Source organism: Lamprobacter modestohalophilus (genome assembly GCF_016583905.1).
In the GTDB taxonomy this organism is placed as follows: Bacteria; Pseudomonadota; Gammaproteobacteria; order Chromatiales; family Chromatiaceae; genus Lamprobacter; species Lamprobacter modestohalophilus.
In genome coordinates, this window is sequence record NZ_NRRY01000008.1 from 116,694 (window position 1) to 134,240 (window position 17,547).

Sequence of the window (17,547 nt, forward strand, 5' to 3'; positions counted from 1 at the left end):
CTCCGTCACCCACGCGACATGATTGGAGGCTGCAACCTCTGCGCAGCCTCCAAGCTTTGCCCTGCCGCCGAACACCTCGACACCCTGCGCTCTCATTAGCTCTGCGGCCCTGACTGCTGTGATCAAACAAAGCCTGCTGGACAGTGCTTAAAAGTGGCGTTGTTTTCGAACGGAGAATGCTGTGACCACGAACGTTGATGTCGCCATCATCGGTGCCGGCCACGCCGGTCTGAACGCCGTCAAGGAGGTTCGCAAGGTCACGGATCGTTGGATACTGATCAATGGCGGGCCGCTTGGCACCACCTGCGCGCGGATCGGCTGTATGCCATCCAAGGTCGCCATCCACCTCGCCGACACCTACCAGATCCGCCAGCGACTCGAGCGTTATGGCGTTGGCGGCACTGAGCACCTGCAGATCGACCGGCAAGCGGCAATGGAGCACGTGCGCGACCTGCGAGACACCTTTGTCGACCTGGTGCTCGCCAACACGACGGATGAGATGGACGAGGAGCACCTGGTTGACGGCTATGCGGCGTTTATCGATTCGGACCGAATCAAGGTCGGCGACCAAATCATTGCGCCCAAGGCGGTGATCATTGCCACCGGTGCTCGCTCTGTCGTACCACCGGAGTGGGAGGCTGCGGATGGGGTGCTGACCGTCGATACCCTGTTCGAGCAGGAGCGGCTACCAGAATCGGTGGCCGTCATCGGCCTCGGCCCGATCGGGCTCGAGATCGGCCAAGCTTTGCATCGTCTCGGCATCGATGTCACGGGCTTTGACCACGGCGAGCGCATCGCGCGCATTGCTGATCCCGCCGTCAACCGCGCTGCGATCGATATCTTCCAGCGCGAATTCCCGCTGTTGGTTGGCCACGAGCCCAGCATCAGCCGCCGCGACGGCGGCTTTGTGGTCCGCTCCGGCGACAACCAGGTGGACGTGGAGGCGATCTTCTTTGCCATTGGCCGTCATGCCCACCTCAAGCCGCTGCACCTGGAGCGGCTCGGCGTCCCCCTGAATGACCAGGGCATGCCCCTGGTCGATCCCGGAACGCTGAAGCTCTCCAAACGGCCGATCTATGTTGCTGGCGATGCCGTCGGCGGCATCGCCAACCTGCAGCGCGCCGCTGAGCAAGGCCGTATCGCCGGCTGGAACGCGGTGCACCGGCGCCAGCGTCGCTACCGCAGTCGCGCCCCGATGGCCATCATCTTCTCCGAGCCCAATATCGCCGTCGTCGGCCGGCAGTGGCACACACTCGACCCGGACCGCACCGCAGTCGCTCAGCAGCGCTTTGGTCCGGTCGGCCGGGCGCTGATCATGGGGCAGAATCGCGGGCTGATGCGTGTCTACGCTGATCGCCGCAGCGGTCGCCTGCTCGGGGCCGCCATGGTCGGCCCCCGCTGTGAGCATCTGGCGCATTTGCTCTGCTGGGCAATCGAAAGCGGCATGACCGTGGATCGTGCCTTGGAGATGCCCTTCTACCACCCGGTCATCGAAGAGGCGCTCCAGGATGCGCTCATCGAGCTCCGCGAGATGCTACATGCCAAGCCCAGCCGCCCAGCCTGGCGACGGCTGATTCCCCGCCTGTCCAGCGCCTGATGAGTGGTGAGTGGTGAGTCAACGCATTCGCCCTTCGAATCAGTTGATCTGCGAGTAGAACAGGCTCAGCAAGTTGATCTCCTCGTCGCTCAGATCTTGAACCCGCTCTCGCATCTTCTCAGGCTGGGGTAGCACAGAACCGGCAGCCGAACCTTCGGCTGTGCCGGAGCCGGCATCCCGGTAATCAGTCAGCATCATGCTGAGGTACGCTGGCCACTGACCTGCAAGGCGCGGGATCTCCTTGTCTTGAAACCGCCCTTCATCATCGTGACACTCCGCGCACAGGTCATCGTGCAATTCCAAGGCGCGCTCACGATCAATCTCCAAGCTTGCCTCTAGCGCCCCTCGCCAAGGCCGACCTTCGAAATAGTCGGCCATCGCGCGAAGCTCTTTTAGGCTATAGCCCTTGGCGATGCGGCCCATGATTGTCGATGGGCGCTCATCCAGCTTATAACCACGCATGATGTAGAAGAATAGGCGCGCGTTCATCGCCGCAATGCTCGGCACCAGCGGCCCCTCGCTCACTCCCTCGAAGCCATGACAACCGCTACAGTTCCAGCTCAATGCTGGCGAGAATGTTGAGCCGATGGCTTGCTGGGGGTTAACCACTAATACACTGACCAGCAATGCGAGTCCGAGATGAGATGAGGGCATAGCAGCGGGACCAAGTCGCTTCGACAAGTCATTGCGAGCATAGTCAAAGGATCCAGCCAGGTCTACCAAAAGCAAAGCCCGCGTTTCTTCAACGGGAATGCACGCTGACAGACCGCGATAACCCTACCAACTGCATGAGTCCATCAAGACGATAGATGTCTACACCAATCCGACATAAGCCTATCTCTCGCCAATCTGGGGTCAAGGCTGGATTCGTAGGCAGGAGCGCCCCAGCTCAATCATGCTCGTGGCAAAGAGGTCGCACTCCCAAACCGACGCTCAGCGTCCGGACCACAGGCTTGACCGGGGTTCGGCATCGCTCTAGCCTCTGACCAAGGTCAAGCCAAGACGGCCTGACTGTTGCCGTCGACAGGACGGCATCTGCGAACTCGCCAGGCACCTCATTCATGTCCAAGCTCAGACTCTCGCTTGCGCTCATCGCTCCTGCTCTCATCGCCGGCTGCTTGGACACCGAGCAACCACTCGCCCTCGGGACGCTGGAGCGCGATCGTGTCGCCCTTACCGCGACCGCTGCTGAGATCATCCTCGAGCTCCCCGTTGCCGAGGGCTCGCCAGTGACCAAGGGCACCCTGCTCGCCCAACTCGACGACCGCCAGCAGCGCGCCGAGGTCGAGCGCGCCAAGGCCCAGGTGGCGCAGGCCGAGGCTCGGCTGCAGCAGTTGCGCAACGGCCCGCGCGACCAAGACATCGCGGCGGCCCGGGCGCAGGTTGCAGGAGCTGAAGCAGACCTGCGCGAGGCCGAGATCACCTATGATCGCAATGCTGAGCTGCTCGGCCGCAAGGCCGTCAGCCAGGCCGAGGTCGATCGCACCAAGGCACTGCGTGATGCGGCCAGCGCACGGCTCGATGAGGCCAAGGAGAATCTCGGTGAATTGCTCGCTGGTACGCGACCGGAGGAGATCAGCCAAGCCGAGGCCGAGCTGAATGCAGCACAGGCTGAGCTTGACTACAAGCAGGCGTTACTGGCCGAGCTGACCGTCGTCGCCACCCGCGATGGGGTACTCGACAGCCTGCCCTGGAATCTCGGCGAGCGCGTCACCATCGGCAGCCCAGTGGCGGTGATGCTGGCCGGCAAGGCGCCCTACGCTCGCGTCTACGTGCCGGAGCCTTATCGGGTCAAGATCAACCAGGGCGATACGCTCAAGGTGCGAGTCGACGGACTCGAGCAGACCTTCGATGGCAGCGTGCGCTGGATCAGCTCCGACCCCGCCTTCACCCCCTACTACGCGCTGAATGCCAGCGACCGCGCACGACTGATGTACTTGGCCGAGGTCGAGCTTCCAGATAGCGCGGCCAAGCTACCGAATGGCGTACCAGCGCAGGTCGAGCTACCGTGACGGAGCCGGTGATCGAGGCGCGTGGCCTCACCCGCCGCTTCGGCACGCTGACCGCCGTCGACGCCTTGGATCTGACCGTCGAGCCGCAGACCATCTATGGCTTTCTCGGCCCCAACGGCTGCGGTAAAACCACCACCGTGCGCATGCTGACCGGCCTGCTGACACCCTCCGCCGGCACGGTCACCGTGCTCGGCCATCAGCTGCCGCGCGACGCCGAGCTGCTCAAGCGTCGGATCGGCTACATGACCCAGAAGTTCTCGCTCTACGACGACCTCACCGTCGCCGAGAATCTCCGCTTCGTCGCCCATATCTATGGTCTCAGCCATCGCATCGCGCGCCAGCGGATCAGCGAGCTGCTGTCGACCTATGCGCTGGAGCCGATGCATAACCGACGCGCCGGGCGCATGAGCGGCGGGCAGCGTCAACGCCTGGCCCTAGCGGCAGCGACCATCCACGCGCCGACCCTCTTGTTCCTGGATGAGCCGACCTCGGCCGTCGACCCGGAAAACCGCCGCGACTTCTGGGAGCGGCTGTTCGACCTGATCGACGCCGGCGCCAGCATCCTGGTCTCGACCCATTACATGGACGAGGCCGAGCGCTGCCACCGGTTGGCCATCATGGAGTCCGGTCACAAGCGCGCCGATGGCTCGCCGGCGGAGCTGATGGCGGCGATGGGTGCCCATGTGGTTGAGGTCGAGGCACCCGACCTGCGAGCGCTGAAGCAGCAGCTTGCGGCACTGCCGGAGGTGATCTCGGCGGCCCAGCTCGGCAGCCGGCTGCGAGTATTGGTGCGAGATCGCATCGATGACCCGATCAACTGGCTCAAGGCGCAGTCGCTGCAACCGGCGCCCACGGGGCTCGATCTTGCGCGTCCGAGCCTGGAGGATGTCTTTGTCACCAGTACTGGCAAGAGCGCGCGACAAGGCTCGAGCCTAGAACGCCCATCCAGAGCCGACGGCGACGCCAGAGCCGACGCTGACGCCAACACCGAGGCGGCGGGCACGCCTGACGACACCGCCCAGCATCAAGAGGACCACCGACGGTGAACGGCATGCTGCAATCGGCCAGGCGCATCCTCGCCATCCTCTCCAAGGAGCTGACGCAGCTGCGGCGCGACCGCACCACGCTGGGTATGGTCATCATGATCCCGCTGATCCAGCTGCTACTGTTCGGCTATGCGATCAACACCAATGTGCGTCATATCCCGGTAGCACTGGTCGATCAGGCCAACAGCGGGCTCAGCCGAGTGCTGACCCAGACGGTCGAGGCCACCCAAGTCGTCACCTTCACCGAGCGCTATGTCGATATCTCCGCGGCACAAGCTGCGATCGTCGAAGGCCGAGTGCGCGCCGCCTTAATCATCCCACCCGATCTCAGCCAGCGTGTCGCCCGCAGCGCCAGTGTCGGCGCGGGACTGCAAACACCGCCCTCCACCGACGAACAGACCAGTCGCCCGGTGGCGCAATGGATCGTCGATGGCTCCGATACCATGATCGCCGGCGCCATCAAGAGTCTCCGTGCGATGCCGCTGACCGAGCTGCTGCGCCGGCCCGCCAACCGCAGCACGCCGACCTTCGCCGTCGCGCTCTTCTTCAACCCGGAGCAGCGCACCGCGATCAACATCGTGCCTGGCCTGGTCGCGGTGATCCTGACCATGACCATGGTGATGTTCACCTCGGCAGCCATCGTGCGCGAGAGCGAGCGCGGCAACATGGAGATGCTGATCAACACCCCGGTGCGACCACTCGAGCTGATGCTGGGCAAGATCGCGCCCTACATCCTCATCGGCCTGGTGCAGACAACAATCATCCTGCTGCTCGGCCATCTCATCTTCGACGTACCGCTGCATGGCTCGCTTCTGGCACTGGCGGTCGCCACGCTCGCCTTCATCGGCGCTAGCCTCGCGCTCGGACTCGTGCTCTCAACCATCGCCAGCAATCAGCTGCAGGCGACACAGATGACGGTGTTCATCCTATTGCCGTCGATCTTGCTCTCAGGCTTCATGTTCCCGTATGAAGGGATGCCGATCCCAGCTCAATACATCGCCGAGGTGCTACCGGCAACCCACTTCATGCGCGCCATCCGTGCCGTAATGCTGCGCGATGCCAGCCTCGACCAGGTTGCCGAAGATACGCTCTGGCTGCTCGGCTTCATGTTGCTGGGGCTGCTGCTGGCCTCCTTGCGCTTCAAGAAGCGGTTGGATTAGCTCCTGCTCGAGAGAGCAGCTATCGAGGCGTCACTGATCGGGCCTGGATGCAGGCGCTGCAACGGCGGTTCAACGCCGGTGAAAGAACCGACGATAGAAGGCACGAAGGCGTCCGCCTTGGATGCGTTCGACCTGATCCGCAATCGGTTCCCCCTCCTCCTCATCATCGGGGCCTGCCACGACCGTCGAACTCGATGGCAGCGGTGTCGAGACGATCGGCGACGGGGCGACTGCTGTCGCTTCGTGGCTCAGCAAGCCAAGCAGTGATTCGGTGAGCGGATCGCGGCGCAGCGTTAAGGCGCGGCAAAATGCCTTCCGCGCGAGATCAGACTCATCCCGCATCATATTCATGATGCCGCAGCGCAGCCAGTCATCGGCGGCACGCTCGATGGCCCTCAGTAGGCCGAGTTCCATGCCGCAGCGGCGGCAGGTCTCAGCGGCGTCATCGAGACGGGCACGGCAATTGGGACAGCGGTCCATAGAGGGTCTTGCAATCCTGCGGTGATCGTCACCCACGGCTTCGCAGCTCGTGACTATCCATTTTCCACTTCCCGATGACTGCCTGAAATAAACACTCAATCGGGAAGCCGTTATGGACAGTTGCTGAGGTCTTGTTGCTTAGGTCTCGAGATAGTAAAGCAGGTCTGAGAGCGCATCCGTCGAGCGCTTGAGTCCGTCCATATCCGAGGCCTCCAAGGTATCGCGGACCGCTTCGATCAGGTCGATCAGATCTTCCTTATCCTCGGCGCTGGCGGTCTCGAGCAAGCGCTCGGCCTTGTCGAGCAGGGCCTTTGCCTGCACCTGCTCGCGGTGCTGCGCGGTGTCGGCATTTGCGCCAGCCTCGGCGTCATCGACGCGCTCGGCATCGCCATCGATGAGGCTGGCCAGGCGTTGTTTGGCCGCACCCAGTTCCTGCTCCTCGAACCGAGTGGTAGCGTTATCGATCTCGATGTGCTTCTCCAGGCCGGTGCGCTTCTCGAGCGCAGTGACCTTGAGGATGCCATCGAGGTCGAGATCGCAGCGCATCAGGATGACATTGCCGGCCGGCACATCGCTCAGCCCCTCGATCCGGAACGAGCCGATCTCGGTGTTATTCAGCGCGTCTCGATCTTCGCCCTGATAGATGCGCACGTCGACCGCTTCCTGGCCATCGAACATGGTCTGGAAGGCCTCGGTCTTGCTACTCGGGATCGGCGTGTTCTTGCGGATCAGCGGCACGAAGCAGTGCGGATAGGGCATACCGTTCATCTCGCTGAGCGCGCTGGTGCCAAAGGTATAGGGCGTGATGTCCACCAGTACGGTGCTGGTCGACTGCCCCGACATCACCCCGGCTTGAACCGCGGCCCCGGCCGCGACACAGAGGTCTGGGTCGATCTCGGCGCGTGGCTGCATGCCGAGCATCTCTTCGAGGCGCTGCTGGATCACTGGGGTGCGCGTGGCACCGCCGACCAGCACCACCTCGTCGATGTCGGTCACGGTCAGCTCGGCACCCTTCAGCGCCGTATGCACGGCATCCAGGGTCTCGTCGATGTAGCCCTCGATCATCGCCTCGTAGTCGAGGCGGCTGATCTCCAAAGACAAGTTGACCGGTGGATCGCGATCCGGCAGCAAATATTCCTCGTCGATGCGCGCATAGGGGGCATCGCTGAGCGCGATCTTAGCCGCCTCGCAGGCGCGACTGATGCGCGCCATCGCGGCCGGGTTGTCGCGTGGATCACAGTCTTGCTGCTCCTGCACATGCGCAACCACATGCTCGATCAGCTTGGCGTCGAAATCATCACCACCGAGGTGATTATTGCCATGGCTGGCCAGGACCTCAGTGATCTCGCCCCCGGCGCGCACCACCGAGCAGTCGAAGGTGCCGCCACCGAGGTCGTAGACCAGGATGGTGCGCGGCTCCACGGCATTGACCTCGTAGGCCAAGGCAGCGGCGGTGGGCTCGTTGATGATGCGCACCACCTCAAGCTCGGCGAGCTCGCCGGCATTGCGGGTCGCCTGGCGCTGGGCATCGGAGAAGTAGGCCGGCACCGTGATCACCGCCTTCTCGACCGTCTCGCCAAGATGCGCCTCGGCCGCGCGCTTGAGCCGCTTCAGGATCAGCGCCGAGATCTCCTGCGGGCTGTAGGACTGATCGCCCATCGGCAGGCGCACGTCTTCGCCCATGCGCCGTTTCACCGAGCGGATGGTGCGCTCCGGATAGAGGGTGTACTGATTGCGCGCGGCCTGGCCGACCAGCAGCGCGCCGTCATCGGCAACGCCAACGATTGAGGGCAGGATGCGGGAGCCATCGACCTCGATCACCTCCGGACGGCCGTCGCGCAGCACCGCGACCTCCGAGTTGGTGGTGCCAAGATCGATACCGATGATGATGTCGCTCATGATGAATGCTCGGAAGAATCGGTCGATGTCTGGATAACAGGGTCGGCGGTCTTAGCGGTCTTAGCAGTCTTAGTAGCCATGGCAACCTGGGCTGGCTCGGGTCGATTGACGACCACCTCAGCGGCGCGGAGCAGCTCATCATCCAGCAGAAAGCCGGGGCGGCGCTCGGCGATGACCTGGCCGACGGGTAATTCTGGATCGAACCCCAGCTCGGCGGCGTGCATCCGATGCGGATCGAAGGGCTCGCCAAGCGCCGGCAGCAGACGCACACCACGGCGTGCCAGGGTCTCGTCGAGCCGGCGCAGATTCATCGCCAGACCCTCGGCCATCGCGGCCGCGAAACGGCGCGCCTGGCGCCGACCGAACAGCCCTTTCGGGCGATAACCGGCCGCGCTGCCATGCCCGGCGTGCAGGCGGTCGCGCAGCTCCAACAGATCCAACAACAGCTCCTTGTGCTGGCGAGCGCGGGCGCTGCGCTCCTGCTCGCGCCGGCGCTGCTGCTCTTGCTCAAGGCGCGACTGGACCGATTGCAGGGTCTCGAACAGCCCGCGAAACTCATCCAGCGCGGTCTTGACCTGGCGTGATTCGACCTTGACCTCGTTCTTCAGCGCCGTCAGCTCGGCGAGCAGGCTGAGCAGATCCGGGGCATCGGCCAGCGCCTGTTCGGCCGCGACCAGGGCTTCCGGCGGTTGATCCAGATAGAGCCGAAAGCGTTCGGCCAGGGCATCCTTCGTCGTGCTATCCATGTCCATTCAATGCTCCCCCCGCAACAAGGCCTTGAACAATTCCGGATCAGGCCGGCGGTTAGCTCGCTGAGTCACCGATTCCTCAGCCGACGCGGAGGCCCGGCGGTTCGCCTCGGCTCGGCGCAGCAGATCGATCGGCTGCGGCGGCTCGGTGTCGAACAGCCGATAGCCAATGCGATCGCGCCGGGTACGCAGCCGCTCATAGGCCTCGCGCACGGCCTGAAAGGCGACCGGCTCGCGATCGGGAGGACAGCGTTTGATGGCGCTGCGATAGGCCGCTTCCACAGCGGCGTCATCGGCATCGGGCTCGATGCCGAGGATCAGAAAGGGATCAGGCATTAGAAGAAATTGAAGGGGTTAAAGGGGTTTTTCTTGGGCTTAGACTTGCGCTTTCCCGAGTTCGGGCCTGGTTGCGGCCCCCCATCGAGGCTGGCCCCGGCACTCAACACCATGTCCTCAAGGATCTCGACCACAAAGTCTTCACCCTCCTCTTGCGCAAGCGTCAGAAAATGATCACGCAAAAACTTGGGCATGTTCGTCTCTTCGAGCGCCTGTTTCAATGGCTTGCTGCGGAGGGCATCGAGCAGACGATCGAGCCCGAGCGCGCCAGTGAGTGCCGCAACGAGCTCGGCTGAGGCCGCGTCATTCAAATCCGAATCGAAGAGCGGATCAAGGTCATCGTCAAAGTCATCATCAAGGTCCGGGCCGAAACCGGGCATCGGCAGACCGCGGAACGGCAGGAACAGTTGCAGCAACTCCCGTAGCTGATTGGCAACACGCTCATCGCCAGCAGCCAAGGCCCGTTCCAACGCCTGTTGCATCCGCTCCAACTCTTTGGCGTTAGGCTCGCCACGCTCGGCAAATTTGCTGTCGTAGAGGTGATACTCGAACACCGGCGTGTGCGGCCAGCGTTTCAGCGCGGCCTGCGCAGCTGCCTGGCGCGCGGCCTGGAACCGCAAGCGGCGCAAGGTCTCGCAGGCCTGCTCCAGCTCCGGGCGCTCGAGCTGTTTCCAGGGGGCCCCCTTGAGCAGGGCCGCGATCCGGTCGACCAGCCCCTGGGAGTAGCGCTCGCTTTGGTCGAGAAAATCGCGCAGCTGCGCGAGGATCGCGAGCAGATCGGCACGATCCCGCACCTTGCCTGGCTTCAGGTCGAGTAGTTTAGCGACATACTCCTGGCGTAGTGCCAGCAGTTCGAGAGCCAGCATCAGATCGACACGGCCGACCATGCCCTCGCCCCACCCCTCGAGCTGTTCCAGCACGCGGGCACGTCCCGCGTCGCGGTCGACATAGATCATGTGCAGAACGCCGTCGAGCCAGGTCAAGCGCCCGCGCAAGCTGTCGAGACCCGAGCCGCGGCCGACCCAGTTCCGCGCCTCGCTCAACTCCTTGATCGCGAGATCACCGCGGTGGCTGCGCACCTGTTTCGCAGCATGCTGCAGATGCGCTTTGACCAACTGCTGGCGCACGCCGCTATTGATCGGATCAATCTTGAGCATCTGCTGCGCCAGGCCAGCGGCCTTCTTGAAGGCATTGTTGGCCAGCGCTATTTGCATCCCAGCTTCCAGCACGGCCATATCGCGCGGCCAACGCATCTGTGCCACGCTCAATACACGCCGCGCGTCCTTGAGCCGCTTCGCCTTCCGATACCAGCTCATCAGGCGCAGATAGGTCTCACGATGGTCTGGGTCCCACTCCAGGCTGCGCTCAAGCTGCTCGACAGCGATCAACTCTGGCGAGTCGGGATCATCGTCGGGATCATCGGTCTCGAGCACCTTAAAGTGGGCATCGAAGCGTCTTAACGCCAAAGCGACCGCCAGCGACCGATGCGGCTGGTCGACCATGCTGTGATCGCTCTCCAACAGCTCGGCGACTTGCTCCCAAAGCTCAGGCAGATCCCAGCCGTAAGGGCTGTGGTGCGCCTCGGCACTCCAAGCCTCGACCAGCCCCTGCTGCAGCTCGCTGAGTACATTCCAGCCCTTTGGGCGCGGGTCCCAAGGCTCTTTGATTGGCGGCAACAGCCGCAGCGAGACCTGTTGTACCCAGTCTGCGCCGAGCAGGTCGCGGTAGCGCTGAAGTATCCGCTGCAGGGCTTGGTGATTCGGCGCCTTGGCCGCAGACGGATTGGCTTCGATCGCGGCCAAGTTTCTGGCCAGCTCGAGCTGTTGGGGCGCCCAGCCACGCAAGCGGGAAGCCAGCTCGGCCTGGCGCGGCCCGGCATGCTCAAGCGCGCTGATGAAGGCCGCATCCTCGAGCAGCGCCATCTCGGCCGCGCGCCGCAGCGGCGCGAAGGCGGAGTTGTCATCGATCCGCTTGAGCATCTCGCGAGCCGCCTGCGGGTCGTGCTCGGCCCGAATGAGGGCCTTCAACAACGAGACCCAGGTGCGATAAGGCGAGCGGAATGGGAGCTGGGCGAGGGCCGCCTCGAGCGCCTCGGCCTCATTCGCGCAATAGGCGGCGAGCGCGGCTCGGGCCGGCTCGGCATGCCGCCGGACCAGGTCATCGGCATCGAGGCGCTCGAGCAGCGACTCATCCCCGCCCAGCACCGCAGCTGCCAGCTGCTCGCCGATGCGCTCGCGCTCCGCGCGCGACAGCGCTTCACCCCGCGACCATTGCCGCAGCAATGGCTCGTGATCACCGAGACGCAGGCACAGCAGGCTGTGCTCTAGGGCCGGCGGCACCTCGGGGCCGAGGGCGGCGCGGTTCTCCCAGATCACCAGCGCCTCCTTGAGCATGCCTTTGGTACTGAGTTCACGCGCGCGACCCGCATAGGCCTCGGCGAGTGCCAGCCGTCGCGCGCCACTGCGCTCGCTGGCCGCATCGTCTTTCAAGAGCGCCTTGAGCCCCGTGATCGCATCGCGATAACGCCCGGCCTCAAGGGCCTGCAGCGCCTCGGCTTCACGTGCCTCTGGGGTCTGCGGCGCTCTCGCCTTGGCAACTGGCCGGTTTGCTTGTTTCTTTCGTTTCTTTGCCATGAGGTAAAGCCTAGCGAATCATTCCGATCAATGCGACTGTCTTCCGCGCGCGTCACGAGTGCACGAACCCAAAAGCCATCAACTCGGCGGCAGCGGGTACTCGGTGAGCGGTCGCGGCCGGGCCAGATGGAAGCCCTGGGCGTAGTCGACGCCGATCTCGCGCAAGACCTCGACCACCCGCGCATTTTCGACGAACTCGGCGATGCTGCCGAGGCCCATCACGCCGGCAATGCCGACGATCGCCTCAACCATCGCGCGGTGGATCGCGTTGCTGTCGAGGTCGCGAATAAAGCTGCCATCGATCTTGACCAGATCCACATCGAGATCGCGCAGATAGCCGAACGACGAGAGGCCGCTGCCAAAATCGTCGAGGGCGAAGCGGCAGCCGAGCTGCTTGACCTCAGTGATGAAGCGCTTGGCCTGGTCGACGTTGGCCATGGTGGAGGTCTCGGTGATCTCGAAACAGATCAGCCTCGGGTCAATGCGATAGCGCGTGAGACAGTCGCGGATGCGGGCGGTGTGCTTATCGTTTCCCAAGGTGGCGCCGGAGAGGTTGATCGCACAGCGTTTGATTTCGGCACCGCCCCGCGCTTGGTAGGCCGATAGCCACTGCAGGGTGCGATTAACCACCCAATAGTCGACATCAGGCATCAATCCATACCGCTCGGCGGCCGGGATGAAGGCACCTGGCGGCATCACCTCGTCGCCGTCGCCGGTTAGGCGCAGCAGGATCTCGAAATGGCTGTTGATCTCCTCCGGGCGCTTGACCGGCGCAATACCTTGATAGAAGAGCTGGAAGCCATCCTCGTCGATCGCGCGCTGAATCCGCGAGACCCAGTTCATCTGCCCCTTGCGCAGACTGAGCTCCTGATCGTCTGGATCGTACAGGTGCACTCGATTGCGACCGCCATCCTTGGCGGCGTAGCAAGCGGCATCGGCTCGACTCAAGGCATCGGCCAGGTTGCCCAAGGACCGCGACAAGGGCACTAGGCCAACGCTGGCACCAATGGCGAACAGCTTATCCTCCCAGGCGAAACGCAAGGCATGCACGCGCTCGCGCATGGTCTCGGCGATCTCGGTACCGCGCTCAATGGGACAGTTGGTCAGTAACACGCCGAACTCGTCACCGCCTAAGCGCGCTAGGGTGTCGGCGCTGCGCAGACCACGTTGCAAGAGGTTGGCGACCTGCCGCAGCAGGGCATCTCCGGCGGCATGGCCACAGACATCATTAACCAGTTTGAACTGGTCAAGATCGATGTAGCACAGCAGGTGCTGGGCGGGTCCGTCCTCGAGCTGTTCGATCAACTCGGTGAGGCGGTGCTCGAACTCGCGCCGGTTGATCAGCCCGGTCAGCGCATCGTGCTTGGCCTGATAGGTGAGCTGGCGCTCCATCGCCCGCTCCTGGGTCTTGTCGTGAAAGACCACGACGAGTCCACGCAGGTGCCCTTCAGCATCGCGGATTGGCGCTGCCGTAAGCTGCACCACATGCACGTTGCCATCGCGACAGTACAACAGGCGCGACTTCGATTCGACCAGGGTCTCCCCGTCTCGCAGCACACGCCGCGTGATCCAGTCGGTGGGCATCTCGGTCGGCGAATCCACCACTGGAAACACGCGATACAGAGGCTGGCCATTAGCCGTCTCTACTGGCCAGCCGGTCAGCTTGGCGGCGATCGCGTTCATGTACAGCACCCGGCCGCCGCGGTCGGTTGTGATCACGCCGTCAGCGATCGCCTCGAGGGTCGTCTGCGCAAGCTCCTTTTCCTCAAACAGCTGCTCCTCGACCCGGCGGCGGTCGCTGACATCACGCATCAAGCAGGTATAGCTGCCTTGCGAGCGGGAATCCTCGGTCACCGCCAGCTCAACGAAGACCGGCCGACCGGCTTCGCGCCGTTTGAGCGCAACCTCGACCTTGCCTTCGCTGACTAATTCGGCCGGATCGCGACACCAGTCCGCATTGCTCTGCTGCGCATCGAGCCCGCCGCTGATGAACTGGCTCTCGCACTCGAAGAGGTCGACGAATGCGGTGCCGACGGCGGCTTCGCCAGCGACTGCGAGGATCTTCTCGGCCCCGGGGTTGAGACTGGTCAGAAGACCGGCATCCGAAAAGGTGAGGATGCCATCGCGCAGGTCGCGCACAATCGCCTGGCTGCGTGTCACGGCCTGCTCGAGCGCATCCATTAGCCGGTTATGCTGAGAGGCGATCTGCCCGACCTCGGTGAAGGGCTCGACGGGGACCCGCAAAGACAGATCGGTTGATCGCTCCTGACGCTTTAGCGCGGTCATCAGATCAACCAACTCGGTCTTCGCGCCATGCTCGGCGACGTTCAGGCCGACCTCCTCGTCGGCCGCAGTGACCCGCAGCCGGAAGACAGCATTGATCAACCGCAGCAACAGGTAAGACACCAGAAAGGCCCAGGCCCCGGCGATGACGATGCCGAATGCCTGCACGGCCAACTGCTCAGTCATCGAGAGGCCGGTGCCGATCAGCGCCGGCGCACCAAACAGGGCGACCGCCAAGGTTCCCCAGATGCCGGCGACGAGGTGGACCGGTATCGCGCCAATGGCATCATCGATCTGCATGCGCGCCAGGAGTTCGGTCGCGAAGACGACGAGCAAGCCAGCCAGGGCACCAATGAGGATCGCCTCCCAGGTGGCCACGACATGGCAGCCGGCGGTGATCGCCACCAGGCCGGCAATCACGCCATTCATGGGCACCGCAACTCGGTCCAGTCCGGGAAACGCAAGCCAGCGCGTCAGCAGGTAGGCAGCGACACCACCGGCAGCCGCCGACATCAAGGTGTTGACAATAATGCCCGGCACGGCTGTATCCAGCGCCAGGGTGCTGCCACCATTGAAGCCAACCCAACCCACCAGAAAGAACAGCACACCGAGCATGGCGAGCGGCAGATTACTGCCGGGAATCAGCAGCGGCTCACCCTCGCCGAACCGGCCCGCACGTGGACCGATGACCAACACGGCGGCCAGCGCAATCCAACCGCCGACGCTGTGGACCACGGTCGAGCCGGCGAAGTCGACGAAGCCCAGGGTCGCCAGCCAACCGCTCTCACCGCCCAGCGCGCCGCCCCAAGCCCAATGGCCGAACAACGGATAGATCAGCGCGACCGTAATCAAGGTAACCAGGTGGTAGCCCCTGAATCGCATCCGCTCGGCGACCGCACCGGAGACGATCGTCGCCGCGGTTGCACAGAACATCAGCTGGAAGATGAAGAAGGTCGCGTCCCAAGGGTCGCTGGCGGAGAGGTCGGGAACGAAACGATCAGAGCCGATCCAACCGTGCCCCGAGTCGCCAAACATTAGACCAAAGCCGACGAGGTACCAAACCAGGGTCGCAATCAGAAAATCCGAGGCATTCTTCAGCGCGACGTTGATCGCGTTCTTGCTGCGCGTCAGCCCGGACTCCAAGCACAGAAACCCGCCTTGCATGAGCAGGACCAGTACGCTGCTCAATAGCACCCAAAGGATATCAATCCTGGCAATTTCGTCCATGTCCTAATAACAGCGCTAACGCATGACGATACAGGAATGATCGGGTGCCATCAGTCGCCTCAACGATGGCAACCCCGACCTGAGAAAAACGATTCCTGCCCTGGATTCAGGGCTCCATTGTCTCCGCGAGATAGGCGCCCATCGCCATGTCGGTGCCATAGATGTGGCCGGTCAGCCAGTGCTCGAGAAACGCGATCTCCTGCGGCGAAGGGCAGGCGCCAGATTGCCGCAGTTGCTGCCGCAATGCCTCGCCACTGGTGATCAGTGCCTGATGCTCGGCACGATGCTCTTGCAGCCCAGGGTAGCCATGCTTCTCCATCAGCCGCTCCTCGTGCTGGAAATGCCAGCCGGTGCAACTGATCAGCTCGTCTAGAGTGGCTTCGACGTAGGCCTGTGGCTCGCCGTCTTCCACCGCGTGCCCAAGGCGATTGAACAGCTCGAGCAGCCGGCGGTGATCCTGGTCGATCTCCGGCACATCGACACTCAGCGTCTTGTCCCACAGGAGGTCTTTCATGGCAGTCATCTAGGAGCAGTGTTCGAGATGTGCCGCGAAGCTTGAACGGCCGCGGGCCGGACGTCAATCGCGCCGACGGTCATAGAGCCCGGCTATGTTCCCGGCAACGCTCCTCGAAGGTAAACGAAAATCCTGCGCAATTCGGTACGAGCTTTTCCGGCAATCGCCTAAGCATTGCGTTTCGGATTTCAAACATCCCCTCAGACGGCCCCTTTCAGATTGACTCCAGGTCCCGCGGTCGATCGACATCGCGCAACACGCCTGGGTCCGCACACGGCACCTCGGTCACCGCGGCCTGCCGCAGTAGGCCGCGCGCGCCTTGATCACCTTGCAGGCCAAGAAGCGCCGCTCGGAAAGCGGCACTGAAGCCGACCGGATGACCCGCAACGCCCGCATAGACCGGACGCGCCACGCTAGCCCCCTCGGCCAGCGCATCAGCCACCGCGCCGATGCTGCGCGCACTCACCCAGGGCATGTCGCCCAGCGCGATCAACCAGCCATCGGCGTCGCGGCTGGCCGCCACACCGCAGGCAATGCTATGTCCCATGCCAGCGCTGGCGGCTGGGCAGATGACCAGTTCCAGCCCCTCCGCCGCCAGACGGTCAGCGACCACCCCGGGCTCGCGCACCACCACCAGCACCCCCGACAACACCGAGCGCAGCGCACGCGCCGCTGCCAACACCATCGGCGTGCCATCGGCGAGCAACTGCAGCCGTTTATCAGCGCCGAACCGGCGGCTCTCACCCGCGGCCAACAACAGCCCAACCGGCACGGAATCCAACCTAAAGCCGCCCTAGCGAATCGCCGGAGATCATCGACCGACAAAGGCTCCAGGTCTTGTCATGCTCATGTCTCGTTTTCGTGGCGAATAGCTCTATGGGTTTCGGCAAGCTGGTCTCAGTAAACGGGTCTCGGCGGCTCGCGCTGAGCGAGCGGCGAGCCGTTGCGCACCGCGATCAGCTCAGCGATCGCGGAAACGGCGATCTCGGCCGGGGTGCGGCCACCGATGGCCAGCCCGATGGGGCCGCGCAACCGCGCCAGCCGCGCCGCCGACACCCCGAGCGAGGCCAGCCGTTCACGGCGCTGAGCGTTACTGGCTCTGGAGCCAAGGGCGCCGACATAGCCGGTCTCGGCATTGAGGGCCTGGAGTAACGCCAGATCATCCAGACGCGGATCATGCGCCAGCGTCATCACCGCGCTGAGCGGATCACTGGCCTCGGCGCACACGGCATCATCCGGCATGCGGGTGTCGAGGCGCACCCCGGAAACGGACCAGTCGGCCGGCTCCTGGATACGCGGATCGCAGAGGATCACCTCATCCCCCAGCGCCAGCGCCATCTCCGCGACTAGACGCGCGATCAGGCCATCGCCGATCAGCAGCAATCGCCGCCGAGGACCAAAGACCCGCACCACCGCGCCTTCCTCAAGCTGCAGTTCGGCCTCGTCACGACCGGCCGGGACTAGACTCACGGCGCCATCAGTAATGGAATGGTCCGCCCCGCTCCTCCAACACACCCCGAGCGGGCACAATAAGCGATGATGAGAACCCATCGTCAACCAAGGTAGCGGAGCAGACCAATGACAGAGACTCACAAAGACCGGGCCATCACG

14 protein-coding genes are annotated in these 17,547 nt (G+C 63.8%); 4 read left to right on the plus strand and 10 right to left on the minus strand.

The window, feature by feature from the left end:
• Positions 1-181 precede the first annotated feature (181 nt).
• Positions 182-1,597: a dihydrolipoyl dehydrogenase gene (locus tag CKO42_RS07410; RefSeq protein ID WP_200241227.1), complete on the plus strand. Its 1,416-nt coding sequence runs from the start codon at positions 182-184 to the stop codon at positions 1,595-1,597.
• A 39-nt stretch (positions 1,598-1,636) separates the two neighbouring features.
• Here the strand turns inward: CKO42_RS07410 and CKO42_RS07415 are convergent, their stop codons facing one another.
• Complete coding sequence (locus CKO42_RS07415; RefSeq protein ID WP_200241229.1) at positions 1,637-2,086, minus strand: c-type cytochrome; 450 nt, start codon at positions 2,084-2,086, stop codon at positions 1,637-1,639.
• 572 nt (positions 2,087-2,658) lie between these two features.
• Here CKO42_RS07415 and CKO42_RS07420 point away from each other — a divergent pair.
• The 3 genes from CKO42_RS07420 to CKO42_RS07430 are packed head-to-tail and all read left to right on the plus strand — an operon-like array spanning position 2,659 to position 5,815.
• Positions 2,659-3,609, plus strand: a complete 951-nt coding sequence (locus CKO42_RS07420; RefSeq protein WP_200241232.1) for an HlyD family secretion protein — start codon at positions 2,659-2,661, stop codon at positions 3,607-3,609.
• The gene (locus tag CKO42_RS07425) at positions 3,606-4,655 is read left to right on the plus strand and encodes an ATP-binding cassette domain-containing protein (RefSeq protein WP_200241234.1); all 1,050 of its coding nucleotides are present in this window, start codon (positions 3,606-3,608) and stop codon (positions 4,653-4,655) included. Before CKO42_RS07420 ends, CKO42_RS07425 begins: the two co-directional genes overlap by 4 nt.
• Before the next feature lie 5 nt (positions 4,656-4,660).
• Positions 4,661-5,815 (plus strand): ABC transporter permease, encoded by a 1,155-nt coding sequence (locus tag CKO42_RS07430; protein ID WP_207148677.1) that lies wholly within the window; start codon positions 4,661-4,663, stop codon positions 5,813-5,815.
• A gap of 69 nt (positions 5,816-5,884) precedes the next feature.
• On the opposite strand, the gene CKO42_RS07435 is transcribed toward CKO42_RS07430, so the two are convergent.
• From CKO42_RS07435 to CKO42_RS27195, 9 genes are all read right to left on the minus strand, one after another.
• Positions 5,885-6,295: a hypothetical protein gene (locus CKO42_RS07435; protein WP_200241238.1), complete on the minus strand. Its 411-nt coding sequence runs from the start codon at positions 6,293-6,295 to the stop codon at positions 5,885-5,887.
• Positions 6,296-6,433: 138 nt separating this feature from the next.
• Positions 6,434-8,194: an Hsp70 family protein gene (locus CKO42_RS07440; RefSeq protein WP_200241240.1), complete on the minus strand. Its 1,761-nt coding sequence runs from the start codon at positions 8,192-8,194 to the stop codon at positions 6,434-6,436.
• A complete protein-coding gene (locus tag CKO42_RS07445) occupies positions 8,191-8,940 on the minus strand; it encodes a nucleotide exchange factor GrpE (protein WP_200241242.1) in 750 nt (249 codons plus the stop codon). The genes CKO42_RS07440 and CKO42_RS07445 overlap by 4 nt, the downstream gene beginning before the upstream one ends.
• A 6-nt stretch (positions 8,941-8,946) precedes the next feature.
• On the minus strand, positions 8,947-9,279 hold the full coding sequence (locus CKO42_RS07450; protein WP_200241250.1) for a DnaJ domain-containing protein: 333 nt from the start codon (positions 9,277-9,279) through the stop codon (positions 8,947-8,949).
• Entirely contained in the window at positions 9,279-11,912 is a 2,634-nt protein-coding gene (locus tag CKO42_RS07455; protein WP_200241253.1) for a hypothetical protein, read from the minus strand. Before CKO42_RS07455 ends, CKO42_RS07450 begins: the two co-directional genes overlap by 1 nt.
• A 78-nt stretch (positions 11,913-11,990) precedes the next feature.
• Positions 11,991-15,422: an ammonium transporter gene (amt, locus tag CKO42_RS07460; RefSeq protein ID WP_200241258.1), complete on the minus strand. Its 3,432-nt coding sequence runs from the start codon at positions 15,420-15,422 to the stop codon at positions 11,991-11,993.
• Between the two features lie 106 nt (positions 15,423-15,528).
• Positions 15,529-15,936: a bacteriohemerythrin gene (locus CKO42_RS07465; protein WP_200241265.1), complete on the minus strand. Its 408-nt coding sequence runs from the start codon at positions 15,934-15,936 to the stop codon at positions 15,529-15,531.
• Positions 15,937-16,150: 214 nt separating this feature from the next.
• Positions 16,151-16,708, minus strand: coding sequence for an NTP transferase domain-containing protein (locus CKO42_RS07470; protein ID WP_200241363.1), 558 nt, complete (start codon positions 16,706-16,708; stop codon positions 16,151-16,153).
• Positions 16,709-16,833: 125 nt separating this feature from the next.
• Positions 16,834-17,406, minus strand: a complete 573-nt coding sequence (locus CKO42_RS27195; RefSeq protein ID WP_338034869.1) for an XdhC family protein — start codon at positions 17,404-17,406, stop codon at positions 16,834-16,836.
• Positions 17,407-17,547 lie beyond the last annotated feature (141 nt).